The sequence below is a fragment of the Nocardia sp. CA-119907 genome (assembly GCF_050955995.1).
Classification (GTDB): Bacteria; Actinomycetota; Actinomycetes; order Mycobacteriales; family Mycobacteriaceae; genus Nocardia.
Genome location: NZ_CP192091.1, coordinates 9,110,545 through 9,136,809, shown reverse-complemented (window position 1 = coordinate 9,136,809; position 26,265 = coordinate 9,110,545). Strand labels below are relative to the sequence as shown.

Here is a 26,265-nt window from a genome sequence, read left to right as displayed (position 1 = left end):
GGACCCTGGTACTCCGTGACTCCGCAGGTCGACACCGTCAGCGCAGCCGCAGCGACTCCCGATGCCCCGCAGCCGTACAAGGAGCTCGGTCTCAAGGACGACGAGTACGCGCGGATCAAGGAAATCCTCGGCCGCCGGCCCACCGACGCCGAACTGGCCATGTACTCGGTGATGTGGAGCGAGCACTGCTCCTACAAGTCTTCGAAGGTGCATCTGCGCTACTTCGGCGAGACCACCACCGAGGAGATGAAGTCCTCGATGCTGGCCGGCATCGGTGAGAACGCGGGTGTCGTCGATGTCGGCGACGGCTGGGCGGTCACCTTCAAGGTGGAAAGCCACAATCACCCCTCCTATGTGGAGCCGTATCAGGGCGCGGCCACCGGCGTCGGCGGCATCGTGCGCGACATCATGGCCATGGGCGCGCGGCCCATCGCGGTCATGGACCAGCTGCGCTTCGGCGCGGCGGACGCATCCGATACCCGGCGCGTCGTGGACGGCGTGGTGCGCGGTGTCGGCGGCTACGGGAACTCGCTCGGGCTGCCGAATGTGGGCGGCGAGACCGTCTTCGACGCCTCATATCAGGGCAACCCACTGGTTAACGCGCTGTGCGCGGGCGTGATGCGGGTCGAGGATCTGCATCTGGCCTTCGCCTCCGGCACGGGTAACAAGATCATCCTGTTCGGTGCGCGCACCGGTCTCGACGGCATCGGCGGTGTTTCGGTGCTGGCCTCGGACACCTTCTCCGGTGACGAATCCGGGACAGGCCGCAAGAAGCTGCCGAGTGTGCAGGTCGGCGACCCGTTCGCCGAGAAGGTGCTCATCGAGTGCTGTCTCGAGCTGTACGCGGCCAAGCTGGTGGTCGGCATCCAGGACCTCGGCGGTGCCGGATTGTCCTGCGCCACTTCCGAACTCGCGGCCGCTGGCGACGGCGGCATGCATATCGATCTGACCAAGGTGCCGCTGCGCGCCAAGGGGATGACCCCGGCGGAGGTGCTCTCCAGCGAATCGCAGGAGCGCATGTGCGCGGTCGTCACGCCGGAGAACGTGGACGCGTTCATGGCCGTCTGCCACAAGTGGGATGTGCTGGCCACGGTCATCGGTGAGGTCACCGATGGCGACCGGCTGGTGATCAGCTGGCACGGCGAGACCGTCGTCGATGTGCCGCCACGCACCGTCGCGCACCAGGGCCCGGTGTACGAGCGCCCGGTACAGCGGCCGGACTTCCAGGACGCGCTGGTCGCCGACACCCCGGACACCCTGCCCCGGCCGAAGACGGCGGAGGAATTGCGCGCCACCGTGCTGCAGATGATCGCCAGCCCGCAGCTGTGCAGCCGCAGGTGGATCACCGAGCAGTACGACCGCTACGTCCGCGGCAATACCGTGCTCGCCGAACACGCCGATGCCGGTGTCATCCGGATCGATGAGCAGACCGGCCGCGGTATCGCGCTGGCCACCGACGCGTCGGGCCGCTACACCAAGCTCGACCCGTACACCGGCGCACAGCTCGCGCTGGCCGAGGCCTACCGCAACGTGGCCACCACCGGTGCGACCCCGAAGGCCGTCACCAACTGCCTCAACTTCGGCTCCCCCGAGGATCCGGGCGTGATGTGGCAGTTCCAGCAGGCCGTGCGCGGTCTCGCGGACGGCTGTGTGGCCCTTGGCATTCCGGTCACCGGCGGCAATGTCAGCTTCTACAACCAGACCGGTCAGGACGCCATCCTGCCGACCCCGGTGGTCGGCGTGCTCGGCGTCATCGACGATGTGCACCGGCGCATTCCGACCGGCCTCGGCCTCGAGCCGGGCGAGACGCTGATCCTGCTCGGCGAGACCGCCGACGAATTCGGCGGCTCGATCTGGTCACAGGTGGCCCATGACCACCTCGGCGGCGTGCCGCCCAAGGTCGACTTCGCCCGCGAACAGCTGCTCGCCGAGGTGCTGACCGCCGGATCGCGCGACGGCATGATCAGTGCGGCGCACGACCTTTCGGAGGGCGGCCTGATCCAGACCGTGGTCGAGGCCGCGCTCGCGGGTGAAACCGGTTGCCGCGTCCTGCTGCCCGAGGGTTCGGATCCGTTCGTGCAGCTGTTCTCCGAATCGGCGGGCCGGGTGCTCGTCGCGGTGCCGCGCTCGGAGGAGACCCGCTTCACCAAGATGTGCACCGCGCGTGAACTGCCGTGGTTGCGCATCGGTGTGGTCGATCAGGGTTCGGATTCCGTTGAGGTGCAGGGGCAGTTCTCGATCAGCCTGGACGAATTGCGCGAGGCGCACGAGGGCACGCTGCCGAAGCTGTTCGGAGCCAGCGCCGTTTGAGCGCGCCGGAGGCTGGCGAGGTCTCGGTAGCCCTACGCGACGGCGTCGGCAGGATTGTCGGCGCCGTCGAGCGCTTTTTCCGTCCGAATTATGTCGGGATCATCGTGGCCACGGTGTTCTTCGGCTGGTCGCTGACACCCTCGCTGCTGCCGCGTGATTGGCTGTTCGAGGGGCTGGTCAGCGGTATCAACGCGGCCATCGGCTACGGCGTCGGCTGTCTGTTCGAGTGGGTGTACCGCAAATGGATACGCAAGCCGTTGCGTCGCAAGCTCGCTCAGCTGCCCGCATCGGTCACGCGACAGTGGGCGCGTCGGCCGAAGTGGCTCTCGGGTGCGGTCAAGACCACGATCGTGCTGGCCTGTCTCGGCGTCGGGGTGTTTCTGCTGGTCGAGTCGGCCCGGTGGCAGCGCGAAATCACCGCGCTCATGGCCATGGAACCGATCACGACCTCCAGCTTTCTGCGCACCGGTGCGTTGAGCGCAGTGGTCGGTGCGATAGCCATCGGCGTATTTCGTGCCCTGCGCAGGATCGTCCGTTCGATCGCGTCCGAGTTGATCCGGCGCGCCCACTTTCCGCGCCAGCTGGCCGTGCCGACCGGCGTGCTCATCGTGGTCGTCGCGGCGGTGCTGCTGTTCAACGGCGTACTCACCAAGGTCTTTTTCGATGTGGCGAATTCGGCGTTCAGCGTGCGCAACGGGAACACCTCGCCGAATGCCGTACAGCCGCAACTGCCCGAGCGTTCCGGCAGTCCGAATTCGTTGGCGGCCTGGGACACCCTCGGCTCCGAGGGCCGCTGGTTCGTCTCGTTCGTGCCGACCGCCGCGCAGATCAGCGAGGTCACCGGGAAGCCGGGGCGCGAGCCGATTCGGGTCTACGCCGGTCTGGAGTCGGCCGACGGTCCGCAGGCGCAGGCCGAGTTGGTCGCGGCGGAATTGGAGCGCACCGGCGCGTTCGAGCGCAAGGTGCTGGTGGTGGTGACGACGACGGGCACCGGCTGGGTCGATTCGACCAGTGCCGAATCCATCGAGCTGATGTACGGCGGCGATACCGCGATCGCCGCGACCCAGTATTCGTACTTGCCCAGTGTGCTGTCGTTCCTGTCGGATAAAGATAAGGCCACCCGGATGGGAAAGCTGGTCTTCGACAAGGTCTATGAGCACTGGTCGGCGCGGCCGGAAGGGGCGCGGCCCAAATTGCTCGTCTATGGCGAGAGCCTGGGCTCACAGGGCTCCGAGGGCGCGTTCACCGGCCTGGCCGATATTCGCTCGCGCACCGATGGCGTGCTGTGGGTGGGACCGCCGAATTCCAACCGGCTGTGGAGCGAGGTCACCGCCCGCCGCGATCCCGGCACACCGGAGATACTGCCGACCTATGCCGACGGACTGGTGGTGCGCTTCGCCGACGGTCGCGGGGACCTGTGGAAGCCTGGGGATACCTGGCTGCCGCCCCGGATCGCCTATCTGCAGCACGCCTCCGATCCGGTGATCTGGTGGTCGCCGGATCTGCTCTTCTCCGAACCGGATTGGCTGCGCGAGCCGCGCGGTCCCGATGTGTCGTCGCGGATGGCGTGGTATCCGATCGTCACGTTCTGGCAGGTCGCCGCGGATCTGCCCAATGCCCAGCGGGTCAGCGACGGACACGGGCACAACTACGGCGATCTGGTGCTCGATGGGTGGGCCGCGATCGCGCAGCCACCGGATTGGTCGGCCGATGTGGTGGACCGGATCCGGGATTATCTGGCGATCTCCGCGGCCCGCGAGCATCAATTGAAATAGCGTGGGTCGGATGGGTGCTCGGCAGGCTACGCCCCTGGACGGGCCCGAACCCCTCGTCGCCGGGCTCGCCCAGGTGCGCTCTCAGCCGACGGATTTGAACGGATCGTGCTCCGCGATCAGTTTCTCCATCCGCGCCTCGTCCAGGCGGCGGCTGATGGTCGTCGCCTCTCGTTGATCGCGAACCACTTTCGCCAGGGTGAAGGTGCTCGACACCAGAAACAGCACGGACATGCCGAGGAAGCCGCGCTGCGCGATATCCAGTGGGAGATAGCAGATGCCGACGCCGGTCCCGAAGAAGCTGACGCCGAACGCGATCGCGGCTTGCGCGAGAAAGGCCGAGGTGGTTTTCGGCTGGGCGTTGGGAGTGCTCATGGGTACCGAGTCTGCTGAATCGTGGTAGCACGCAACCGCGTACAACTACTCGAGTGCTGTGGGTAGTTGCCGATTACATCCACCCGGACCGACACGTGGTGTTTCGGCCGATCGGGAAGTTCTGTGCCACAGGGGAATACGCCGATCATCCGGCATTCCAACCGAACCCGATCATGACGAAGCGAGAAGTTCGCGGCCCGCCTCGCGTCCGAGTCGTCGAAGCGCGGGTGCCGTGGGCGCGAGATCGACGGTTCGGACGCCGGACATCATGGCCCGCGAACACGCAGCGCCGCGGGCGCTGGAATTGGACACAGCCCGCATACTGTTCCTGTGAAGATCGCTACGGACCCGTTATCGCCCGTGCCCGATCCGGACCGCCACGATCTGGGCATCGCGCCGTCTCGCTGACCGATGCTCGACTCCGACACCACCCTGACGAAGCTGCGCGCGCGCGGCATCGTGGTGGTGCGGCGTGCCGAGGACATTATCGATCTCAACTATGTCGGACTGGTCTTCGCGACGATCTTCTTCGCACTGTCGGTGACCCCGTCGCTGGTACCGCGAGACTGGCTGTTCCAAGGGCTGATCAGCGGTATCAATGCCGCGCTCGGTTACGGCCTCGGCTGTGTGCTGGAGTGGCTGTTCCGCCTCTGGGCCCGGCCGAGGCTGGCCGAGCTGCTGGACGGTCGGATCGCGCCGCCGCCGACCTGGGTGCGCTATGCGGTGAAATCCGCCATCCTGCTCACCGCCGCCGTGACCGCGGCGGTCATGCTGGTGCAGTCGGCGCGCTGGCAGCGCGAGATCACCGCGCTGATGGGGATGGAAGGCACCACCACCCCGGCGTATCTGCGCACCGGATTGCTCAGCATCGCGGTGGCTGCGGGGGTGGTCGCGGCCTATCGGACGTTGCGCGAGATCATCCGGTTCCTGGCCCGCCAGCTCAACCGCTGGGTGCGGGTGCCACGTGAGCTGGCGCCATCGGCCGGATTCCTGGTCCTGGTGATCCTGACCGTCACCGTGTTCAACGGTGTGGCCTCGCGTGCCTTCTTCGCGGTGGCGAACTCGGCGTTCAGCGTGCAGAACGATCACACCTCGCCGAATGCCATCCAGCCGGTGCAGCCCGAGCGGTCGGGCAGTCCGGCATCGCTGGCGACATGGGATTCGCTCGGTTTCGAGGGTCGCTGGTTCGTCTCGCACGGTCCCTCCGCCGCCAGGATCGCCTCGATCACCGGTAAGCCCGCGCGCGAGCCGATTCGTGCCTATGTGGGTCTGGAGTCGGCGCAGAGCGGCGAGGCGCGGGCCGAACTCGCGGTCTCCGAACTGGAGCGCACGGGTGCGTTCGACCGAAAGGTGTTGGTGGTTGTCACCACCACCGGTACCGGCTGGGTGAATTCCATGGCGGCCGGTGCCATCGAGTACATGTACGGCGGCGATACCGCCGTCGTGGCCTCACAGTATTCGTATCTGCCCAGTGTGCTGTCGTTTCTCGCCGACCGCGGCAAGGCGACGGATGCGGGTAAGCGGCTCTTCGACGCGGTGTACGAGCATTGGTCGGCGCGGCCGGAGAAGGCACGGCCGAAATTGCTCGTCTATGGCGAGAGTCTCGGTTCGCAGGGCTCGGAGGCGGCCTTCGATGGACTCGCCGATCTGCGGTCGAAGGTCGACGGTGCGCTGTGGGTCGGGCCGCCGAATTCGAATCGACTGTGGGAGCAGTTCGTTGCGCGCCGCGATCCCGGTTCGCGCGAGGTCGAGCCGCTCTACGCCGACGGTCTGGTGGTCCGATTCGCCTCCGACAGTGCCGATCTGGCGCGGCCGTCGACGGAATGGCGCGCCCCGCGCATCGCCTATCTGCAACACGCGTCCGACCCGATCGTCTGGTGGTCCTCGGATCTGATCTTCTCCCAACCGGATTGGCTTTCCGAGCCGCGCGGTTCGGATGTCTCCTCGCAGATGCGCTGGTGGCCGTTCGTCACCTTCTGGCAGGTGACCTGCGATCTGTCCAATGCGCAGGGCGTCACCGACGGGCACGGGCATCGGTACGGCAGCCTGGTGCTCGACGGCTGGATCGCCGTTGCCGCACCGCCGGATTGGACCGTGGAATTGTCCGACAAGATCCGGACACAGCTCGAGGCCGCCGAGGATTACGAGCGCGAGATCAAATGACACCATTCGGACGGATCGCGAAAACCGCTGTTGCCGTGGGCATTCCGCTGGCATGGAGCAATTGGCTGCTGCCGCGTCTGAACCTGGAGCTGCGCGGCCGCACGGCGGCCAATGCCGGGTTCGCGACCGGGTACGCACTGGTGTTCCGGGGCCGACCGAACTGGCTGTCCGCGCGCGGCCTCTGGTGCGGACTCGCCGCGGTGGGTGTGGTCGCCGCCGGTTACGGTGCGGCCGTCGCCATTCCATCGGTTCGCGATCGCCTCGCCCAGCTCACCGATCGCGCCCCGGAGGTGCCATTCGGCGAGTGGGTTTTCGTAGCTATCCCGGTCGGCACGGTCTACAGCGAGGAACTCATCTTCCGGTCGACGCTGGATCCATTGTTGGACAACACTTTCGGGCCACGTACCGGTTCATTGATCGGGGCCGCGACATTCGGCCTCTGGCATATCCATCCCGCGAGCGCCGCGGGGGACAGCGTCCCCGCATCGATCGCCGCGACCGCGGTCGGCGGCCTGGTATTCGGCCTCCTGCGTCGACGCACCGGAAGCGCCACCGCCCCGGCCCTGCTGCACTACGCCGTGAACGCCGGTGGTGCGCTCGTACCGCGCATCGCCGCCCGGCTCGGAACGGCTGGTCGAGGCCACTCCCGGCCTTGTCGGCGCCGGTCAGTAACCTCGGCACCGTGGCAGGACGAGCAAAGGTGGATCCGGCGGAACTACGGGCGGCCGTAGCGGCGGTCAGCACCTGGTTGCGCGACGCGTCGGCGCCCGCCCCGGCCAGGCCCGAACTGGCCGCTGCGGTGCGCACCACCGCCCGCACCCTCGCCGCCGCCGCACCCGGCCATTCCGTCGAGGTCCGCATCCCACCGTTCGTCGCGGTGCAGTGCATCGAGGGCCCGCGGCACACCAGGGGCACACCACCGAACGTCATCGAAACCGACCCGCGCACCTGGCTCCTGCTCGCCACCGGCCTGCTCCACTTCGACGCCGCGGTGGCGGACGGCACCGTCAACGCCTCCGGCAGCCGAGCCGCCGAAGTCGCCCATTGGCTCCCCATTACGCGCGCCGTCACGGACTGACGATTTCTCCCGGCCCGCCGCACCGTCCACGTGCGGACTGCCCGGGGTTCCGTCGAACGTAGTCGAATGGTGGTCGCCCACGCCGAATTCGACCGCCGTATTACTACGCTCGGCGAGCTGCCGGAGGCGGAGAGCGCAGCTGTGGCCCACGATTTGCCCAGAGGAGGCGTGAATTTCCGGTGAAGGATGCGAGGATTCGCAGGCTAAGGGTAGACGGTGTCGGCGGCCCGGGTCAGGCGGTCCAGCAGCGCGGTCCTGATGGCCGGGCGGGACCCGAAGACCAGCGTGAAGGTCGCCTCACGCAGTGAGCGCTCGGCGAGGTTACCGCGCGTGACGGCCGCGCTGCCGACTGCGGTCACAAGAGCCGTCGCCGCGCGGACCGCGAGTTCGGAGGCGCGGGCGCGGGCGAGGTAGACATCCGACTGTCCGGTGAGCGCATCGTCGAGTGCGGTTCGGATGCGGGCGGATTCGGCGGCCAGCGCGATGGTGTCGACGCCTAGGCGGGCGAGTTCGCCGAGGCAGCGGCGCACGACACCGAGGGCGAGTGCGCCATTGCGCCACGCGGCCAGGATGAAGGTGGCGTGGAAGTTGCGCAGCGGAATTCGGTTCTCCACAGCGGAATCGGGAATCAACACACCGTCGAAGGTCAGCGAAACGGTCTTGCTCGCATCGGCGGCGATGAGGGAGAGCGGGGTGGCGTGCAATGCGGGTCCCGATTCGGCGGGTACCAGCACGCTGACCAGCGAACCCGCATCGTCCGCATCGCGCGCCATGACACCGAGGACGTCCACCAGGCCCCACCCGGTGACAAAGGGCGCGATGCCGTTGAGTAGATAGCCACTGTCGACGCGTCGGGCGATCAATCCCGGTTCATCGTTCGCGCCAGCGTAACTCACTCCTGAGCGCACCCGCCCGCGCCGTAGATCCTCGGTAAGTCGTTCCCGCAGTTCGAGATTCGGTGAGTTGGCGACCCGGCGCGCGACCCCGAGATGCTGCGCCCAGACGAAGGTGGTCGCCAGACATCCGGCCACCAGGATCTCTCCGGCGGTGGTGAAGGTGGCAATGTCCATATCATCGGCCATGGTCGCGCCGTAGAACCCGTATTCGGCGAGTAGGTCGAAATGTGTGTGCGGAATCTCACCGCTGCGGTCGACGGCGTCGGCCTGTGGTGCGAATACTTCATCGGCCAGATACTGCGCGTGTTCGATCCACGAATTCACACCACCATCTTGGTGCATCCCGCACACCGCGTCGCACCGTCCACCGTCGGCTCCGGCCGCAGCCGGCCTCAGCCGCGGGCCGGATCGCGCCGATGCAGGCCCCGGTAGTCGTAGTACCGCGTAATGAGGGTGCCCAGCACCAGCCCGATCGCGAGCCCGATCACCGCCATCCACACTCCCCGCGACAGCCCCGCCGCGAAGTTCGCATCGAAGTAGAGAATGGCGCGCACACCCACGAAGACCTGGTGCATCGGCTCGAATTTCGCCAGCCAGCCCAGATATCTGGGCGTCGCCTCGATCGGCACGGTGCCGCCGGAGGAGGGCAGGCCGAGGATGATGAACAGGATCAGATTGACCAGCAGTCCGGCCGAGCCGAGCGCCGCCAGCACCGACAGCCCGGTGATCCCGACCGCAATGATGGCCAGCGCGCTATAGAGGAACAGGGTGAGCGGATGGTCGATGGGCATATCGAGCAATCGCGCCACACCGAGGAAAACCCCCGCGACGATATTCGCGGTGATCACCATCACACCCCACTTGATCAGCAGCGTATTGAAACGGGAGATCGGGGTGACCGGAAAATGCACGTACCACGGCCCGTATTCGGTGGGCACGAAACCGAGCGCGGCATCGATCATGGTGTGGATGGTCATCGAACCGACCAACCCGGCGAGCAGGAGCAATAGCGCGTAGAAGAACGCGGTCAGCCCCTGCCCGGTGCCCGAGGGCAGCGGACGGAACGGCGTGATGACGATCTGCACCGGATCCGCGAGCGCCACCCGCGTCGCACCGGTCAATTCGGGCGCGGGCGCGCCGCCGGGCGGCGGTGTCAACTGCGCGCGGACCTGTTCGGTCAGCTGCTTGCCCACCTGTTCGTTCACCTGGGTCAGCGCCCTGGTGCCAATGGTGGTGACGATCTCGGTGACGAACGCGCCACTGCGCGGATTGGTCTGCAGGGTGAGCGTCGGGCGCTGGATATCGCCGGGTACCACGCTGCCGACGCCGAGAATGCCGAGTCGTTTGCTGAAATCGCTTGGAATCAGGATGGTTCCGTACACCGCGCCCGACTGCATCTTCAGCTGGGCCTCGTTGATGCCGAGCATCTGCAGATCGACCTTGTCCGCCGGGATGCCCTGACGCAGCGCGTCGCTGATCTGGTTGCCGAAGTTGACCTGTCGCTGCTGACCCGGAGCGCCGATGGTGTCACCGACATCCTGATTCACCAGTGCGATCGGAAAGTCGTGCAGGTTCTTCTCCGGATCGACGACATAATCCAGATACATCGTGCCGAGCAGCGCCATGAACAGGGTCAGTACCGCGATCGGGGCCAGCCACATGCGCGCGGTGAAGCGCCGGTCCGACGCAGCGGTTCCCCTGCCGTCCGTAGTCGTCACGGCTGGCACGGTACACCGGGTCGGGCCGAGAAACGGCAGCATCGCTCGGCGATTGCTGTACGGACGTGGTGGCGGTGACCGCCGCGCAGGATGCACCCGTAGAATGGCCATTGCGCACAGCCCGCCCGAACAGGGAGCAAACGGTGACCAACGCCGAAATGCCGGTCGAAACAACCCCCGATCAGGTCGAGAACGAACCACGCGAAGAGTGTGGTGTGTTCGGAGTCTGGGCGCCGAGCGAGGATGTGGCCAAGCTCACGTACTACGGCCTGTATGCGCTGCAACACCGCGGCCAGGAGGCCGCCGGTATCGCCGTCTCCGATGGCTCGCAAATTCTGGTCTTCAAGGATCTCGGTCTGGTCAGCCAGGTCTTCGACGAGCAGACCCTGGCCGCGATGCCGGGGCATATCGCCGTCGGCCACTGCCGCTACTCCACCACCGGCTCCACCACCTGGGAGAACGCGCAGCCGATCTTCCGCACCACCGCGGTCGGTTCCGGACTCGCGTTGGGCCACAACGGAAATCTGGTGAACACCGCCGAATTGAGCGCCCGCGCACGGGAACTCGGGCTGATCGGCATGCCGCCGGTCTCCGGCGGTCGGCCCGCGCCGATCACCGCCACCTCGGACTCCGATGTGATGACCGCGCTGCTGGCGCACGCCGCCGCGGATTCGAGCATCGAACAGGCCGCGATGAAGCTGCTGCCGACCCTGAAGGGCGCGTTCTGCCTGACCTTCATGGACGAGCACACGCTCTACGCCGCGCGGGATCCGCACGGCGTTCGCCCGCTGTGCCTCGGTCGGCTCGAGCGTGGCTGGGTCGTTGCCAGTGAGACCGCCGCGCTGGATATCGTCGGTGCCGCCTTCGTCCGGGAGATCGAGCCGGGCGAACTGCTGGCGATCGACGCCGACGGCGTGCGGTCCATGCGCTTCGCCAATCCCGAACCCAAGGGCTGCGTCTTCGAATTCGTCTACCTGGCCCGTCCCGACAGCACCATCTCCGGTCGCTCGGTGCACGCCACCCGCGTGGAGATCGGCCGTCGCCTGGCCAAGGAGCATCCGGTCGAGGCGGATCTGGTGATCCCGGTGCCGGAGTCCGGCACCCCTGCCGCGGTCGGCTACGCCCAGGGCTCCGGTGTGCCGTACGGCCAGGGCCTGATGAAGAACGCCTATGTCGGGCGCACCTTCATCCAGCCGAGCCAGACCATCCGTCAGCTGGGCATTCGGCTCAAGCTGAATCCGCTGCGCGAGGTGATCCGCGGTAAGCGGCTCATTGTGGTCGACGATTCGATCGTGCGCGGCAATACCCAGCGCGCGTTGATCCGGATGCTGCGGGAGGCGGGCGCGCTGGAGATCCACGTGCGCATCGCTTCGCCGCCGGTGAAGTGGCCGTGCTTCTACGGCATCGACTTCGCCTCACGTGCGGAGCTGATCGCCAATGGCGCGGGTGCCGATGACAGTTATGAGGACATGGTGGAAGCGGTGCGCCGCTCCATCGGCGCGGACACCCTCGGCTATATCTCCACCGAGGGCATGATCGCCGCCACCGAGCAGCCGCGCTCCCGACTGTGCTCCGCCTGTTTCGACGGCGACTACCCGATTCCGCTGCCCACCGAGGCGGCCATCGGCAAGAACGTGCTCGAAGGCATGCTCACCGGACAGTCCGAGGCCATGCTGCTGAGCGAGAACGCGAATGCGAGCGCGCTCAGCCGTCCCTGACCCAGAACGATCCGCGAACCCCTCGGCGGCAGCCGGGGGGTTCGATCTTGTTCGGGGTCTCGTGCCCCATCTGTCCACCAGAGTGTCATGGCCTCCTCGAGACGCCACAACGCCGGTTTCGGTGGGAACCTGGTCATTCGTCCGGTGATCCGGCCTTACCCGCGCATCCTGCGCAACGGCCGCTGACACCGCGGTGATTTTTTCTTTGAAAACGCAACATCCCAGAAATGGATCCTGGGTACGGTGCCCGACATATCGGAAGTTCACCGTGCCGTCCGCAGTCCTGTGATCCAGAACATGCGGCGTGGCGCGCTCGAGAAGTGGGGCCTGATGTTGGTTTCAAGGAAGCCTGGGCGAAGGGTTCGGACCCGACGAATTGCGGCGGTCGGGATGGCGGCATTGGCCGTATCCGCGATCGCCGGATGCGGTTCGGGACGCACCGGTGGTGGTGGCGACGGAGCCGGACTGGTGGCGGGCACCACCGACAAGATCTTCTCGCTCGATCCCGCGGCGGCCTACGACAACGGCTCGCTGCTGGTCGAAACCCAGATCTATTCGTATCTGCTGAATTTCGCGCCCGGCGATGCCACTCCGAAGCCCGACGCCGCGGAGAAGTGCGAGTTCAGCTCGCCGACGGTGTACACGTGCAAGCTGAAGTCGGGGCTGAAGTTCGCCAATGGGAACCCGCTGACCGCCAAGAGCGTCAAGTTCTCCTTCGATCGCATGCTCGGCATCAATGACCCCAACGGTCCCGCCTCGCTGCTGGGCAACCTCGAGAAGACCGAGATCGCCGACGACCTGACGGTGAACTTCACATTGAAGGTCGCCAACGACCAGACCTTCCCCGCGATTCTGCCGACCCAGGCCGGCCCGATCGTGGACGAGAAGGTCTTCCCGGCCAATAAGGTGCTGCCGGATGAGGATGTGGTGAAGACCAAGGGCTACTCGGGCCCGTACACCATCGCCAGCTACGACAAGAACAAGCTGGTCGAGTACAAGGCATACCCGGACTACAAGGGCATCCTCGGTACGCCGAAGACGTCGCAGGTCTCCACCAAGTACTACGCGACCTCGGACAATATGAAGCTCGATCTGCAGAGCGGGGCGCTCGATGTCGCCTACCGTTCCTTCACGCCGACCGATATCGAATCGCTGCGCAAGGACAGCAAGGTCAAGGTGGCGGACGGTCCCGGCGGTGAGCTGCGCTATATCGTCTTCAATCTGAACACCATGCCGGGCGGAACTCCGGAGCAGAAGTTGGCGGTGCGCAAGGCCATCGCCTCGTCGATCGACCGACCCGCGCTGGCCGAGGGTGTCTACAAGAACACCTACCAGCCGGCATATGGCTTTGTGCCGCAAGGTATGCCAGGTGCGGCCGAGCCGCTGAAGGATCTCTATGGCGCCAAGCCCAATAAGGATGCGGCGGCGAAATTCCTCTCCGGCGCTGGCGTCGCGACGCCGGTGGAACTGAATCTGCAGTACAACCCCGATCACTACGGTTCGAGCAGCTCCGAGGAGTACGCGGCGATCAAATCGCAGCTGGAGTCGACCGGGCTGTTCAAGGTGAATCTGCAATCCACCGAATGGGTCACCTACCAGAAGGAACGGGCCCGTGATGGTTACCCGCTCTATCACTTCGGCTGGTTCCCGGACTACCCGGACGCCGACGACTACCTGACCCCGTTCTTCGCGCCGAACAACTTCCTGCAGTCGCACTTCGAGGAGCCGAAGATCACCTCGCAGCTCACCGCGGAGACGACCGAGCAGGACAAGTCCAAGCGCATCAAGCTGATCGAGGACGTGCAGAAGGATCTCGCGCAGAACTACCTGCCGACCCTGCCGCTGCTGTCCGGTAAGCAGATCGCGGTATCGAATCCGAGCGTCCAGGGTGTGGCCGACACACTCGACGCGTCCTTCAAGTTCCGGTACACGGTGCTGAGCAAGTGACATCTGGCGAAGCCGGGCCCGAGACAGTTGCCACCGCGGAAAAGCGGGCATCGGATCGGGTCCGGCGCTTCGGGCTGCCATGGGTCGGGAAGTTCGGCGGGGATTCCCGACAGCTGGCGTTATTGCGGTATTTGGTGATTCGACTGTTCTTGATCCTGCCGACGGCGTGGATCCTGGTCACCGTCGTGTTCTTCCTGATGCGGGTGATCGGTGATCCGATCAGCGCCGCGATGGGTGGCCGGATGACCCAGGAACAGATCGAAGTGCGCAAGGAAGCGGCCGGTTTGAACCGGCCCATCCTGACCCAGTACTGGGAGTACATCTCCGGGCTGATGCACGGGGATTTCGGGCACTCCCAGGACAATCGGCAGATCAGTGAGGTGGTGACAACCTACGGCGCGGCGACCCTGGAACTGGTGTTCTGGGCGCTGCTCGTCGCCTTCGCGGTTGGCGTTCCGCTCGGCAGATACGCTGCGACACACCGTGATTCGACGGCCGACGCCGGACTGCGATTGTTCGCCATCCTGGCCTACGCGGCACCGGTCTTCTTTGTCGGCCTACTGCTCAAGCTGATCTTCGCGGTGAAGTTGGAGTGGCTGCCGGTCGCGGGCCGGGCCAGCACTTCGGTGGAACTGCAACTGCAGCATGTCTCGCCGAAGACCAACATCATGGTGGTCGACGCAATCCTCTACGGGGACAGCAGTTATCTGCTCGATGTGCTGAAGCACGCGATATTGCCCGCGGTCGCGCTCGGTCTATTGACCGCGGGTATTTTTCTGCGGCTGGTGCGCGTCAATCTGATCCAGACGCTGCGCAGCGAATTCGTCGATGCCGCACGGGCGCGCGGGCTTTCGTCGCGGGTGGTGACGGGCCGACATGCCGTGCGCAACGCGATGATTCCGATCATCACGGTGATGGGCATGTATATCGCGACGCTGCTCGGCGGTGCGGTGCTCACCGAGACCACCTTCGAATGGAAGGGGCTCGGCTATCAGCTCGCGGAATATCTGCATCAGCGTGATTTCATCGCGGTGCAGGGCATTGTCGCGTTCCTGGCGCTGGCCGTCGCGGTCATCAGCTTCGTGGTGGATGTCATTGTCGCGCTGATCGACCCGAGAGTGAGGTTCTGATGACCGCTCCGGAATTGGCGAACGAACCACTGGTGGTGCCGCCGGTACCGCCGACCAGGCGCCGGCGGATACCCGGATTGCGGCTGTTCACCATGACCGCCGGATTGCAGCGGGTGACGCTGATCGTCGGACTCGGTCTGGTCGCGCTGTTCGTATTCGTGGCGATCTTCGCACCACTGATCGCACCGTACGGCCTCGCCCAGAACTCCTCGGACGGTGTCGCCTTCGTCGCACAGCAGCCGCCGTCGGGTCAGCATTGGTTCGGCACATCGGTGCGCAGCGAGGATGTGTTGTCCCGGGTGATCTTCGGTGCCCGCACCGCGCTTTTGGTGATCGCGATCTCTCTGGTGATGTCATTGGTCGTCGGGGTGCCGCTCGGATTGGTGTCCGGGTATATCGGACGCGCACTCGACCGGGTGCTCGTCCTGTTCATGGACGCCATCTACGCGTTCCCGACCCTGCTGCTCGCGATCGTGGTGTCCATCGTGGTCGCGGGCGGACAGTCGAGCAGCTTCGGCGGCGTGCTGTCGGCGTCGGTCGCCATTACGGCGATCTATGTGCCGCAGTACTTTCGGGTGGTTCGCAATGCGACCGTTGCGGTGAAGACCGAACCGTATGTGGACGCGGCCAGGGTCACCGGTGCGTCCACCACTCGGATCATGTTCCGGCACATCCTCGCCAATGTCACCCAGTCGCTGCCGGTCATCGTCACCCTCAATGCGGGCGATGCCATCCTGACCTTGGCCGCGCTCGGCTTCCTCGGCTTCGGCATCGAGCCCACCCAGGCCGCTGAATGGGGCTACGACCTCAATAAGGCGCTCTCCGATGTCTCCAACGGCATCTGGTGGACCGGCATCTTCCCCGGTACCGCCATCGTGCTGGTCGTACTCGGCCTGACGCTGGTCGGCGAGAGCCTCAACGAGGTGCTCAATCCGTTGCTGCGTACCCGCCGGACGCTGAGCCCGGCCACCGTCGCCAGCGACAGCCTCGGCGTCGGCACCGATACCGACGCCGAAAAAGACGTTCCCGCAGCGGAACTCACCGCCGCCGAACTCGATCTCGTGGGCGAGGCCGAGCGGGACGGCACAACCGATGCAGACCGGGAAGGACAAGCACGATGACGGAAGTGGTAGCCGAGAAGCGTCCGGCGTTGTCCATCGAATCGCTGTCGGTCACCTTCGCCACCGACGCCGGACCCGTCCACGCGGTCAGCGATGTCTCCTACGAGGTCTTCCCCGGCGAGGTGCTCGCCATCGTCGGCGAGTCCGGCTCGGGAAAGTCGGTGAGCTCGCGCACCGCGATCGGACTGCTGCCGAATACCGCACGGGTCGAGGGCCTGGTCACCCTCGGTGCGGACAAGGTCACCTCGATGAGCGAGCGACAGCTCACCGCCCTGCGCGGCGGCGCCATCTCGATGATCTTCCAGGAGCCGGGTCGTGCACTCGATCCGCTGTTCACGGTCGGCTTCCAGATCGCCGAGGCACTGCGGGCACACAGCGATATGAGCCGCAAGGCCGCCAAGGCCCGCGCGATCGAACTGCTGCGCATGGTCGGACTGCCCGATCCGGAGCATCGGGTGGACTACTACCCGCATCAGCTCTCCGGCGGCCAGAAACAGCGCGTGATGATCGCGATCGCCATCTCGTGTGAGCCGAAGGTGATCATCGCCGATGAACCGACCACCGCACTCGATGTCACCGTGCAGGCCGAAATCCTGGAGTTGCTGCGCGATCTGCGCGATCGCATCGGCAGCGCGATCGTATTGATCACACACAACATGGGTGTGGTCGCCGATATCGCCGACCGGGTGGTGGTGATGCACGACGGCAAGGTGGTCGAGCAGGCACCGGTGGACGAGCTGTTCGCAGCGCCGAAGCAGGAGTACACCCGCAAACTGCTGGCGGCTGTCCCCCATCTGGGCACCGAACAGTTGGAACACGGCGCAAAGGAGGTCGGTACCGCCGAGCCGGTGCTCGAGGTGTGCGATCTGGTTGTGCAATTCCCCGGACCGTTCGGCCGCCCGCCGTTCCGCGCCGTGGACAATGTCAGCCTGTCCATTCGGCCCGGTGAAACCCTCGGCCTGGTCGGCGAATCCGGCTCGGGCAAGTCGACCATCGGTCGCTGCGTCGCCGCACTGCAGCGCCCGACCTCCGGGGTCGTCAAGGTGCGCGGCCAGAACATCGCGGAGCTGTCGCAACGGCAGCTACGGCCGATCCGCCGCCGCTTCGGCTTCGTATTCCAGGACCCGGCCAGTTCGCTGAATCCGCGGCTCACCGTGGGCGACTGCGTCGCGGAACCGCTCATCGTGCACAAGGCGGGCAGTGCCGAGGAGATCCGGGCCCGGGTGCGTCACCTGCTCGATGACGTGCAGCTGCCAGCGGGCACCGAACGCCGCTATCCGCACGAACTCTCCGGCGGCCAGCGCCAGCGCGCCAGTCTGGCCAGGGCGCTGGTGCTCGATCCGGACCTGCTGGTCGCCGACGAACCGACCAGCGCGCTGGATGTGTCGGTGCAGGCGGCGGTGCTGGAGCTGTTCGGCACCCTGCAGCAGGAGTGCGGCTGGGCCTGTCTGTTCATCAGCCACGATCTGGCCGTCGTCGACCAGCTGGCCGACCGGATCGTGGTGCTGCGCGACGGTGCGGTGGTCGAGCAGGGTGATCGCGATCGCATTCTGCGGCATCCGGAGCAGGAGTACACCCAACGCCTGGTCGCCGCGGTGCCGGTGCCCGATCCGGTGGAGCAGCGGCGGCGTCGCGCCGAGAATGCGGCCCTGTTCGCCACCGAGCCGGTGGAATGATCGCCATCTACCAGGCGGGCGGTGGACAATATGAAGGTGCCTACGGCCGAGTCCGTTATCGGACTCCGGTAGCGTGAGCTGGCATCTATCCGCCGATTCGGTTTGGAGCTTTCCCCGAAGATGACTGAACAGACCCCCAGTGGTGCCGGTGCCTCCTACGCCGCGTCCGGCGTGGACATCGAGGCAGGTGACCGCGCAGTCGAGTTGTTCGGACCATTGGCGAAGAGGGCCAGCCGACCCGAGGTCCAGGGTGGGCTCGGCGGATTCGCCGGACTGTTCGCGCTGAAGGGTGGCTACCGCGAGCCGTTGCTCGCGGCCTCCACCGATGGGGTCGGCACCAAGATCGCGGTCGCGCAGGCGATGGACAAGCACGATACGGTCGGCCTCGACCTGGTCGCGATGGTCGTGGACGATCTGGTGGTCTGCGGTGCCGAACCGCTGTTCCTGCAGGACTACATCGCCATCGGCAAGGTCGTTCCGGAGAAGGTGGCCGAGCTGGTCTCCGGAATCGCGGAGGGCTGTGTCCGGGCGGGCTGCGCGCTGCTCGGCGGCGAGACCGCCGAACATCCCGGCCTGATGGATCCCGACGACTACGACCTGTCGGCGACCGGTGTCGGCGTTGTCGAGGCCGATTCGGTGCTCGGTCCGGACCGGGTGCGCCCCGGCGATGTGGTGATCGCCATGGGCTCCTCGGGCCTGCACTCCAATGGCTACAGCCTGGCCCGCAAGGTGCTGCTCGATATCGACCGGATGTCGCTGACCGGGCACGTCGAGGAATTCGGCCGCACCCTCGGCGAGGAACTGCTCGAGCCGACCAAGATCTACGCCAAGGACTGCCTCGCGCTGATCGCCGAAACCGATGTGCGCACCTTCGCCCACGTCACCGGTGGTGGCCTGGCCGCGAACCTGGCCAGGGTGCTGCCCGCGGGTATGGTCGCCGAACTGGACCGCGGCACCTGGAATCCGGCGCCGGTGTTCAAGATGATCGCCCAGCGCGGTCGGGTCGAGCGGGCCGAGATGGAGAAGACCTTCAATATGGGCGTCGGCATGGTCGCCGTCGTGGCACCCGAGGACGTCGACCGCGCCCTCGCCGTGCTGACCGCGCGGCATATCGCCTGCTGGACCCTGGGCACGGTCAAGAAGGCCAAGGACGCCGACGCGGTGCGCGCCGTGCTGGTGGGTGAGCACCCGCGCTTCTGAGAAGTCCTTGTCCCACAACAGAACACACATCAGCGTCCCGCATCGTTCGATGCGGGACGCTGATGTTATTGCAAGCCCCGAGTGGCTAGTCCGGTAACGCGATGTCAAAGCCTGAAGGGGGAGGCCCGTCGGCCTCCCCCTTCAGACGTTTGAATTCGAGTCAGCGGCGCCAGTCGTTGTAGTCGTCGTCCTCATCCCAACGGGTTGAGGACTCGTCCGCGTCGTGCTCATCGGACAGCACACCACCACTCCGCTGGGAGGTGGGGCTACCCGAAAGCTCGCGCTGAAGGCTCGCGAAGTCAGTCGGCGCTGAGCTGTACTTCAGCTCGCGTGCGACTTTGGTCTGCTTTGCCTTAGCCCGGCCACGGCCCATGGCTGACCCCCTCGCGTCACTGCGGGGCGGCCTGGGGTTTGTTGGCGGCCCCGTTCGAATTAATACTCTTCCTGACAGACACTTTAGCGTGTGTCCGGCGGTCGCGCTTCCAGGAGTGGGGGAAGAACTCCCGAAGTGGTGCCGTTTGCCCGGTTGTCGCCGCCGGGCCGACCCCTCAGAGCACCCCGGGGATCGCTCGAATGACACCGACTCTGGCACCGCCGCCGAGCACCGGCGGGGCCGCGAGTTCGGCGTGCGCATCGGACCACTCGACTCCCATGCGATGCAAAATGGCCAGTGTCAGGGGGATTCGCGCACGGTCGTGACCGTCGGCGATCTTGTACGCGAACGCCGTTCCATCCGGTAGCGCGCCCGCGTGCACACCGTCCGCGCCGATCTTGCAGACCAGTCCGGGGGTCGCCCGCATGGTCAGCAGATCGGGTGCGTTGGTGCCGGAAATCACTCGTGGATGTGCGCGGATCGCATCGGCGACCCGGCGCTGCGGCGACCCGGGGTCGGCGGTCGCCATGTTCGCGTAGGCGCGGGCCAGATTCACCAGCGAGACCGGGATGATCGGCAGTCCGCAGCCGTCGATGCCGAGGTCGGTTTCGGGTTCACCGGTGAGGTCGGTGATGGTGGCGATCACCGATTGCTGTAGCGGATGCGCCTGGTCCAGGTAGCCCTCGGTGGGCCAGCCATTGATGGCGCAGGTGGCGAGCATGGCAGCGTGCTTGCCGGAGCAGTTCATGTACACCCGGCGCGGCTCGGCGGATTCGCGCAGCGCCGCGGCCCGCGCGCGTTCGTCCTGCGGCAGATCGGGCGGGCATTCGAGGGCCTTCTCGTCGAAGCCGAACCGGTCCAGCAGGCGCTGGACCAGCGCGATGTGATCCGGTTCGCCGTAGTGCGAGGCGGTCGCGATGGCCAGCTCCGCGTCGTCGAGCGGTTCGAAACCGTTGCGCAGCAGGGTGATCGCCTGCATTGGTTTGTTGGTGGAGCGCGGGAAAATCGGGACGTGCACCTCGCCGAGGGCGAGGGTCGGTTCGCCGTCGGTGCCGAGGATCACCACCGACCCGCTGTGCACGCATTCGCGGAAGCCCGAGCGGACGACCTCGACGAGTTCGACGGTCATAGCTCGGCTCCTGTGGTCGCGGCGGCCTCGCGCTGCTCATGGGCGCTTGCCGCATCGACCCGTTGCTCGTGGGCGCTTGCCGCATCGACCCGCTGCTCGCGGGCACGGCGGGCATTCGCGTGGCGGCGGCCGTGGCGTTCGATCTGCATCCGAACATCGTCGGAGATGGTCGGCTCGTCGGCGAGCAGGATCGCGAGCAGATCCGGATCGTCGCCGGTGAACAGGTCGCGGACGGTGATGCCGTGTTCGGGGGTGTGCACGATGCGCACCTCGTCACCGGCGCCGATCGTGCCCTCGGTGAGTACGCGCAGATAGGCGCCGGTATCGCTCTGGAGAGTGAAGCGCTTGACCCAGTGGGCCACACCGGACCACTGCTGGAAGGTGGCACAGGGCACGCGGGGTGCGCTCACCTCGAGCAGCGTATCGCCGATCGCCCAGTGCGCGCCGAGCACCGCATCGCTGACGGCGAGGCCGGATATGCGCAGATTCTCGCCGAACCAGCCCGCGGGCAAGTCGCGGCCCAACTCCGCGCCCCAGCGTCGGGCGTCCTCCTCGGCATAGGCGTAGACGGCCTGGTGCACACCGCCGTGATGCTTGGTGTCGCACACGTGGTCGCCATCGAGGCCGAGCGCGCGCACGGCGACGCGGCTTTGGACCGGCCGCTTATCGATCGCGGTGCGGCCCACCTTGCCCGGTGCGTCGAGTTCCGCGTGTACGACGCAGACCGCCAGCACTCGGGCGGAGTCGTCGGGCTGCATCAGCGGCCACGCAGCCGGTCGACCGCGAGGCGACCCGCTTGGGGTTCGTCGTCGGCGGGTACCGAATCGGGATCGATGGCGGCGGCGGTCGGCCCTGCGGTGAGCTGGGTGTCCGCGGGGATGGTGCGTTTGACCAAAGCGAGTGCGATGGGCCCGAATTCGTAGTGGTCGACGACGGTGCCGAGCCTGCCGACGGCGCGCCCGCCCGCGGTGACATCGGTGCCGGTGGTCGGGCGTTCGTCGGCGGAACCGTCCAGGTGCAGCAGCACCAGGTGGCGCGGTGGCTTGCCGAGATTGTGCACCCGGGCCACCGTTTCTTGGCCGCGGTAGCACCCCTTGTCCAGGTGCACCGCCCCGTGCTCGTCGATGCCGCCGATCCAGCGGGCCTCGTGCGGGATGGTTCGTTCGTCGGTGTCCAGGCCGATCCTGGGTCGCAGCGCCGCGACGCGCAGCGCCTCGAAGGCCCACATGCCGGCCGGTTCGGCGCCGGCGGCGGTGAGACGGGCCCAGCGGTCGGCGAGTTGGTCGCGCGGGATCACCAGATCGAAGGAGTCCGTGCTCGGCCACGGCATCCGGCGCAGGAAGCCGCCGTCCGGCAGCGGCACCGCCTGGTAGGTATCGGGTAGGGCGGCGATGCCGAGGGTTTCGGTCAGCTCACCCGCGCGCGGGCCGAGCAGGCTCAGCACCGCGTGGTCGGCGGCCTCGACCGGTTTCGCATCGGCCCAGAAGACCATCTTCGCCAGGAATTCCAGCAGCGCCGCTCCGCGCTCGGCCTCGGTATCGATCCACACCGTGCCGTCGAGGTCGGTGAGCACGAAGTGGTGCAGTATCCGTCCGTTGAGATCGAGGTCGAGACTTTCGGCCGAGCGGCCGTCGCCGAGGTTCGCGATGTGCTGGCTGGTGATGGTGTGCAGCCAGCTCAGCCGCTCGGCGCCGGTGATCTTCAGTACGAACCGATGCGACCGGTCGACAATGGCGACCCGCTGTGCGGCGGCGCGCTGCTCGGTGAAGGGATCCCCGTAATGCCATGCGACGGCGGCATCCGGTGAACCGGCCGCTCCCGCAACGGCGCCCGGGACAGCGAGGATGGGACTGGGTGCGACGACCACGGACACGTTCACCACTCTAGGCGCGAACCAAAGATGGTGGCGTGGGCGGGTGTTGCGCGAGGGTCGCAAACCGCATCGGTACCCAACTGTGTCATGGGGGCTTACAGAACTCGTTCATGACCTAGGCGCGGTCATCGAACACCGCCTACGCTCGTCCCATGGTGGATCGAGTTCTTGTAACACTCGACGGCGCCGTCCAAGATCCGGACGCGCCGTTGTTGTTTGCCGACGACATCGGCGTACTGCGCGGCGACGGCGTCTTCGAGTCGATTTTGGTTCGAGGCGGAAACGCGTGCGCGATCGAATTTCATTTGGGCCGACTGCGGCGTTCGGCGCAGGCGCTCGATCTACCCGAGCCCGAGCTGGGGAGATGGCGGGACGCGATCGAGACGGCGACGAAGGAGTGGGGGACCGAGCGCGAGGGCCTGCTGCGGTTGGTGCTCACCAGGGGCCGCGACACCGAGCAGTCGCCCCGGTCGAGCGTCACGTCGGGTGATCTCGCGGCCGCGGTGCCGGTGCCGACCTCCTATGTACTCGTGCTCCCGGTTCCGGAGCGGGTGCAGAAGGCGCGCACCGAGGGGGTCGCGGTGGTTTCGCTATCGCGCGGCATCTCGGTGGACCTGGCGCAGGCCGCGCCATGGCAGCTACTCGGCGCGAAGACGCTCTCCTATGCCACCAATATGGCGGCGCTGCGGTTCGCCCAGCGCATGGGCGCCGATGACGTGATCTTCACCAGCACGGAGAACCGGGTGCTGGAGGGACCGCGCTCGACGGTGGTCATCGCCAGGGACAACCACCTGATCACGCCACCCGCGAAGAACGGCGTGCTGCCCGGGGTCACCCAGCGCGCGCTGTTCGCCGAGGCCGAGAAGGCCGGGTGGAAGTGCACCTATGACTCGTTGTTCACTGCTGATCTGCTGACCTGCGACAGCATTTGGCTGATGTCGAGCATTACGCTCGCGGCGCGGGTGAATTCGCTGGACGGACTGCGCATGATGGCGCCGGACAATGCGGCCGAGATCATCGAGTTGGTGGACCGAGCAGTGGAGCGGGCCGGGGCCATCGGCGATTGGTGAGTTCGGCGGGCGGTGATCTTCGTCCTACTACGCCGTGTAGGAGCGCGTGGCGAGCTGGGAAAACGGGCCGTTGAGGGCGGTAAGCCGTAGTGTGTCGTGGCATAAGTCCGCTTGATCGGCCCTTTTCCGGGCGTAGTCTTTACTACGTCATGTCGTAGATCGGCAGGAGGTCGGTTTTGAGCGTCCTGGACTTATCACGGTGGCAGTTCGGCATCACGACCGTCTATCACTTCATCTTCGTGCCGTTGACGATCGGTCTGGCCCCGCTGGTGGCGGGCATGCAGACCGCTTGGGTGATCACCGGTAAGGACCATTGGTACCGGCTGACCAAATTCTTCGGGAAGCTGTTCCTGATCAACTTCGCGCTCGGCGTCGCCACCGGCATCGTGCAGGAGTTCCAGTTCGGCATGAACTGGAGCGAATACTCCCGTTTCGTCGGCGACGTTTTCGGCGCACCGCTCGCACTCGAGGCGCTCGTCGCGTTCTTCCTGGAGTCGACCTTCCTCGGTCTGTGGATCTTCGGTTGGACCCGGTTGCCCAAAATGCTGCACCTGGCCACGATTTGGTTCGTCGCGATCGGCGTGAACGCCTCCGCGTACTTCATCGTCGCGGCCAATTCGTTCATGCAGCATCCGGTCGGCGCCAAATACAACCCGGAGCGCGGCCGCGCCGAACTCACCAGCATCTGGGAAGTACTCACCAACAACACGACGCTGGCGGCATTTCCGCATGTGATCGCCGGAGCCTTTCTCACCTCGGGCACTTTTGTCGTCGGCATCTGCGGCTGGTGGATGGTACGCAATGCGCGCAGCGGTGACGAGACGAAAATCGCCGAGGCGCGCACGATGTGGCGTTCCGGTGGGCGCGCCGGCCTGTGGGTGATCGTGGTCGCCGGCGTCGCATTGTTCTTCACCGGCGATGTGCAGGGCAAGCTGATGTTCGAACAGCAGCCGATGAAGATGGCCTCGGCGGAATCGCTGTGCAATACCGCGACCGATCCGGATTTCTCGGTACTGACCATCGGCACCCACAACAACTGCGACAGCGTGACGCATGTGCTCGAGGTGCCCTATGTGTTGCCGTACCTGGCCAAGGGCAAGTTCAGCGATGTCACGCTGGACGGTGTCACCGATCTGCAACAGGCGTACAACGCGAAATTCGGTCCGGGTGACTACCGACCCAATCTGTTCGTCACCTACTGGTCCTTCCGCGCCATGATCGGCCTGTCGGCGGGGGCGATCCTGCTCTGGCTGGTCGGCCTGTGGCTGACCCGCGGCGGCCGGATCACCGATAAGCGCTGGTACTCGTGGCTGTGCCTGCTCGCCATCCCGACCCCGTTCCTGGCCAATAGCGCGGGCTGGGTCTTCACCGAAATGGGCAGGCAGCCTTGGGTCGTCGCGCCCAACCCGAGCGGTGACCAACGGCTGCGGCTGATGGTGCAGCAGGGCGTCTCCGATCACGTCTCGGGCACGGTGATCACCTCGCTGGTGGTCTTCACCCTGCTCTACGGCGCCCTCGCGGTGGTGTGGTTCTACCTGATGCGGCGCTACACCATCGCCGGACCCGAAGCACCGCCGGCGATTCGGCCGGGCGGGCCGGACGATACCGGTGGTCCGGCAGGCCGTGATCGTGCCGAAGAACCCGCCGTCGAACAGCTTTCGTTCGCCTATTAGGAGCCGACGATGAATCTGCAACAGTTCTGGTTTCTGCTGATCGGCGTCCTGTTCACCGGCTACTTCGTACTGGAGGGCTTCGACTTCGGGGTCGGCATGCTGATGCCGATCCTCGGCAAGGGCAGCGATACCCGAAGGCGGGTGGTGCTCAATACGATCGGGCCGGTGTGGGACGGCAATGAGGTGTGGTTGCTGACCGCGGGCGGCGCGATGTTCGCGGCCTTTCCGGAGTGGTACGCGAGCCTGTTCTCCGGCTTCTACATCGCGCTGCTGCTGGTGCTCGTCGCGCTGATCGTGCGGGTCTGCGCCATCGAGTACCGCAGCAAGATCGATGACGCGCGCTGGCGGGCCTGGTGTGATGCCGCGATCGGAATCGGCTCCTGGATACCGGCTTTGGCGTGGGGCTGGGTATTCGCCAATGTGGTGCGCGGGGTGCCGCTCAACGAGAAGAAGCAGATCGCCGGTTCGGCATGGGATCTGCTCGGGCCGTACGCGCTGCTCGGCGGGCTCGCGACCGGATTGCTGTTCGCGCTGCACGGTGCGGTCTTCCTGGTGCTGAAGACCGGTGGCGAGGTGCGCGACGATGCCGCGAAGGCGGTGCGGTTGCTGCTGGTGCCGACCGCGGTCGTGGTCGGGGTATTCGGTGTGTGGACGCAGCTGGCCTACGGCACCGGATGGACCTGGATTCCGTTGGTGCTGGCCGTGCTCGGACTGGTGCTCGCGGGTGCGGCGAGCTTCGCCGAGCGCGATGGATGGGCCTTCGTCGGCACCGCGGTCACGACCGCGGCGGCCACCGTGCTGCTGTTCGGGTCGCTGTATCCGAATGTGCTGCCCTCCACCATCAGCGACCTGTTCAACCTGACCATCGACAATGCCTCGTCGACGCCGTACACGCTGAAGGTGATGAGCTGGGCGGCCGTGGTCGTCACGCCGGTGGTGCTCGGCTACCAGGGTTGGACGTATTGGGTATTCCGCAAACGGCTCACGGTCGAGCAGATTCCGGCGCCGATCGGCCTGCCGCTGGAAACCGGTAAGGACTGACC

At 66.3% G+C, this 26,265-nt stretch carries 21 protein-coding genes; 14 read left to right on the top strand and 7 right to left on the bottom strand.

Annotated features, from left to right (window positions below; genetic code table 11):
* Positions 1 to 15 precede the first annotated feature (15 nt).
* Both purL and ACQP2D_RS40975 read left to right on the top strand, forming a co-directional pair.
* Complete coding sequence (gene purL / locus ACQP2D_RS40980; protein WP_433681252.1) at positions 16 to 2,310, top strand: phosphoribosylformylglycinamidine synthase subunit PurL; 2,295 nt, start codon at positions 16 to 18, stop codon at positions 2,308 to 2,310.
* 53 nt (positions 2,311 to 2,363) lie between these two features.
* A complete protein-coding gene (locus ACQP2D_RS40975; protein WP_433685919.1) occupies positions 2,364 to 4,085 on the top strand; it encodes an alpha/beta hydrolase in 1,722 nt (573 codons plus the stop codon).
* 81 nt (positions 4,086 to 4,166) lie between these two features.
* On the opposite strand, the gene ACQP2D_RS40970 is transcribed toward ACQP2D_RS40975, so the two are convergent.
* Positions 4,167 to 4,457 (bottom strand): YiaA/YiaB family inner membrane protein, encoded by a 291-nt coding sequence (locus ACQP2D_RS40970; protein WP_433681251.1) that lies wholly within the window; start codon positions 4,455 to 4,457, stop codon positions 4,167 to 4,169.
* A 411-nt stretch (positions 4,458 to 4,868) separates the two neighbouring features.
* Here ACQP2D_RS40970 and ACQP2D_RS40965 point away from each other — a divergent pair, with 411 nt between their 5' ends.
* From ACQP2D_RS40965 to ACQP2D_RS40955, 3 genes are read left to right on the top strand one after another with little or no spacing between them, the layout of a single operon-like run.
* Positions 4,869 to 6,620 (top strand): alpha/beta hydrolase, encoded by a 1,752-nt coding sequence (locus ACQP2D_RS40965; RefSeq protein ID WP_433681250.1) that lies wholly within the window; start codon positions 4,869 to 4,871, stop codon positions 6,618 to 6,620.
* Positions 6,617 to 7,351 (top strand): lysostaphin resistance A-like protein, encoded by a 735-nt coding sequence (locus ACQP2D_RS40960; RefSeq protein WP_433681249.1) that lies wholly within the window; start codon positions 6,617 to 6,619, stop codon positions 7,349 to 7,351. Before ACQP2D_RS40965 ends, ACQP2D_RS40960 begins: the two co-directional genes overlap by 4 nt.
* Complete coding sequence (locus ACQP2D_RS40955) at positions 7,303 to 7,698, top strand: sterol carrier family protein (RefSeq protein ID WP_433681248.1); 396 nt, start codon at positions 7,303 to 7,305, stop codon at positions 7,696 to 7,698. The genes ACQP2D_RS40960 and ACQP2D_RS40955 overlap by 49 nt, the downstream gene beginning before the upstream one ends.
* A 203-nt stretch (positions 7,699 to 7,901) precedes the next feature.
* Here ACQP2D_RS40955 and ACQP2D_RS40950 read toward each other — a convergent pair whose 3' ends face one another.
* Positions 7,902 to 8,918: an acyl-CoA dehydrogenase family protein gene (locus ACQP2D_RS40950; protein ID WP_433681247.1), complete on the bottom strand. Its 1,017-nt coding sequence runs from the start codon at positions 8,916 to 8,918 to the stop codon at positions 7,902 to 7,904.
* Positions 8,919 to 8,986: 68 nt separating this feature from the next.
* A complete protein-coding gene (locus ACQP2D_RS40945) occupies positions 8,987 to 10,255 on the bottom strand; it encodes an ABC transporter permease (RefSeq protein WP_433685918.1) in 1,269 nt (422 codons plus the stop codon).
* A gap of 215 nt (positions 10,256 to 10,470) precedes the next feature.
* Between ACQP2D_RS40945 and purF the strand changes: the two genes are divergently transcribed.
* From purF to purM, 6 genes are all read left to right on the top strand, one after another.
* Positions 10,471 to 12,030 carry an amidophosphoribosyltransferase gene (purF, locus tag ACQP2D_RS40940; protein ID WP_433685917.1) on the top strand — a complete coding sequence of 520 codons (1,560 nt, stop codon included), beginning with the start codon at positions 10,471 to 10,473 and terminating at the stop codon, positions 12,028 to 12,030.
* Between the two features lie 390 nt (positions 12,031 to 12,420).
* A complete protein-coding gene (locus ACQP2D_RS40935) occupies positions 12,421 to 13,977 on the top strand; it encodes an ABC transporter substrate-binding protein (protein WP_433681246.1) in 1,557 nt (518 codons plus the stop codon).
* 113 nt (positions 13,978 to 14,090) lie between these two features.
* Complete coding sequence (locus ACQP2D_RS40930; RefSeq protein ID WP_433685916.1) at positions 14,091 to 15,107, top strand: ABC transporter permease; 1,017 nt, start codon at positions 14,091 to 14,093, stop codon at positions 15,105 to 15,107.
* Positions 15,107 to 16,228 carry an ABC transporter permease gene (locus ACQP2D_RS40925; protein ID WP_433681245.1) on the top strand — a complete coding sequence of 374 codons (1,122 nt, stop codon included), beginning with the start codon at positions 15,107 to 15,109 and terminating at the stop codon, positions 16,226 to 16,228. The genes ACQP2D_RS40930 and ACQP2D_RS40925 overlap by 1 nt, the downstream gene beginning before the upstream one ends.
* Positions 16,225 to 17,904: an ABC transporter ATP-binding protein gene (locus tag ACQP2D_RS40920; protein ID WP_433681244.1), complete on the top strand. Its 1,680-nt coding sequence runs from the start codon at positions 16,225 to 16,227 to the stop codon at positions 17,902 to 17,904. The genes ACQP2D_RS40925 and ACQP2D_RS40920 overlap by 4 nt, the downstream gene beginning before the upstream one ends.
* A 120-nt stretch (positions 17,905 to 18,024) precedes the next feature.
* A complete protein-coding gene (purM, locus tag ACQP2D_RS40915) occupies positions 18,025 to 19,104 on the top strand; it encodes a phosphoribosylformylglycinamidine cyclo-ligase (protein WP_433681243.1) in 1,080 nt (359 codons plus the stop codon).
* A gap of 160 nt (positions 19,105 to 19,264) precedes the next feature.
* On the opposite strand, the gene ACQP2D_RS40910 is transcribed toward purM, so the two are convergent.
* The 4 genes from ACQP2D_RS40910 to ACQP2D_RS40895 form a co-directional block, all read right to left on the bottom strand.
* Positions 19,265 to 19,477, bottom strand: coding sequence for a DUF3073 domain-containing protein (locus ACQP2D_RS40910; protein WP_420770527.1), 213 nt, complete (start codon positions 19,475 to 19,477; stop codon positions 19,265 to 19,267).
* Between the two features lie 175 nt (positions 19,478 to 19,652).
* On the bottom strand, positions 19,653 to 20,606 hold the full coding sequence (locus ACQP2D_RS40905) for an asparaginase (protein WP_433681242.1): 954 nt from the start codon (positions 20,604 to 20,606) through the stop codon (positions 19,653 to 19,655).
* Positions 20,603 to 21,364 carry an MOSC domain-containing protein gene (locus ACQP2D_RS40900; protein WP_433681241.1) on the bottom strand — a complete coding sequence of 254 codons (762 nt, stop codon included), beginning with the start codon at positions 21,362 to 21,364 and terminating at the stop codon, positions 20,603 to 20,605. Before ACQP2D_RS40900 ends, ACQP2D_RS40905 begins: the two co-directional genes overlap by 4 nt.
* Entirely contained in the window at positions 21,364 to 22,479 is a 1,116-nt protein-coding gene (locus tag ACQP2D_RS40895; protein ID WP_433681240.1) for a YgfZ/GcvT domain-containing protein, read from the bottom strand. Before ACQP2D_RS40895 ends, ACQP2D_RS40900 begins: the two co-directional genes overlap by 1 nt.
* A 152-nt stretch (positions 22,480 to 22,631) precedes the next feature.
* Here ACQP2D_RS40895 and ACQP2D_RS40890 point away from each other — a divergent pair, with 152 nt between their 5' ends.
* The 3 genes from ACQP2D_RS40890 (at position 22,632) to cydB (ending at position 26,263) form a co-directional block, all read left to right on the top strand.
* Positions 22,632 to 23,549, top strand: coding sequence for an aminodeoxychorismate lyase (locus tag ACQP2D_RS40890; RefSeq protein ID WP_433681239.1), 918 nt, complete (start codon positions 22,632 to 22,634; stop codon positions 23,547 to 23,549).
* Positions 23,550 to 23,725: 176 nt separating this feature from the next.
* The gene (locus tag ACQP2D_RS40885) at positions 23,726 to 25,222 is read left to right on the top strand and encodes a cytochrome ubiquinol oxidase subunit I (RefSeq protein WP_433681238.1); all 1,497 of its coding nucleotides are present in this window, start codon (positions 23,726 to 23,728) and stop codon (positions 25,220 to 25,222) included.
* Positions 25,223 to 25,231: 9 nt separating this feature from the next.
* Positions 25,232 to 26,263 carry a cytochrome d ubiquinol oxidase subunit II gene (cydB, locus tag ACQP2D_RS40880; RefSeq protein ID WP_433681237.1) on the top strand — a complete coding sequence of 344 codons (1,032 nt, stop codon included), beginning with the start codon at positions 25,232 to 25,234 and terminating at the stop codon, positions 26,261 to 26,263.
* Positions 26,264 to 26,265 lie beyond the last annotated feature (2 nt).

Bases quoted from the DNA above. Each gene is read 5' to 3' on its own strand.
- ACQP2D_RS40935 (WP_433681246.1), top strand. From the start codon at position 12,421: ATGGCGGCATTGGCCGTATCCGCGATCGCCGGATGCGGTTCGGGACGC.
- ACQP2D_RS40920 (WP_433681244.1), top strand. From the start codon at position 16,225: ATGACGGAAGTGGTAGCCGAGAAGCGTCCGGCGTTGTCCATCGAATCG.
- ACQP2D_RS40925 (WP_433681245.1), top strand. From the start codon at position 15,107: ATGACCGCTCCGGAATTGGCGAACGAACCACTGGTGGTGCCGCCGGTA.
- ACQP2D_RS40905 (WP_433681242.1), bottom strand. From the start codon at position 20,606: ATGACCGTCGAACTCGTCGAGGTCGTCCGCTCGGGCTTCCGCGAATGC.
- ACQP2D_RS40910 (WP_420770527.1), bottom strand. From the start codon at position 19,477: ATGGGCCGTGGCCGGGCTAAGGCAAAGCAGACCAAAGTCGCACGCGAG.
- ACQP2D_RS40900 (WP_433681241.1), bottom strand. From the start codon at position 21,364: ATGCAGCCCGACGACTCCGCCCGAGTGCTGGCGGTCTGCGTCGTACAC.
- ACQP2D_RS40945 (WP_433685918.1), bottom strand. From the start codon at position 10,255: ATGTGGCTGGCCCCGATCGCGGTACTGACCCTGTTCATGGCGCTGCTC.
- cydB (WP_433681237.1), top strand. From the start codon at position 25,232: ATGAATCTGCAACAGTTCTGGTTTCTGCTGATCGGCGTCCTGTTCACC.
- ACQP2D_RS40890 (WP_433681239.1), top strand. From the start codon at position 22,632: ATGGTGGATCGAGTTCTTGTAACACTCGACGGCGCCGTCCAAGATCCG.
- purF (WP_433685917.1), top strand. From the start codon at position 10,471: ATGCCGGTCGAAACAACCCCCGATCAGGTCGAGAACGAACCACGCGAA.
- ACQP2D_RS40960 (WP_433681249.1), top strand. From the start codon at position 6,617: ATGACACCATTCGGACGGATCGCGAAAACCGCTGTTGCCGTGGGCATT.
- purM (WP_433681243.1), top strand. From the start codon at position 18,025: ATGACTGAACAGACCCCCAGTGGTGCCGGTGCCTCCTACGCCGCGTCC.
- ACQP2D_RS40970 (WP_433681251.1), bottom strand. From the start codon at position 4,457: ATGAGCACTCCCAACGCCCAGCCGAAAACCACCTCGGCCTTTCTCGCG.
- ACQP2D_RS40965 (WP_433681250.1), top strand. From the start codon at position 4,869: ATGCTCGACTCCGACACCACCCTGACGAAGCTGCGCGCGCGCGGCATC.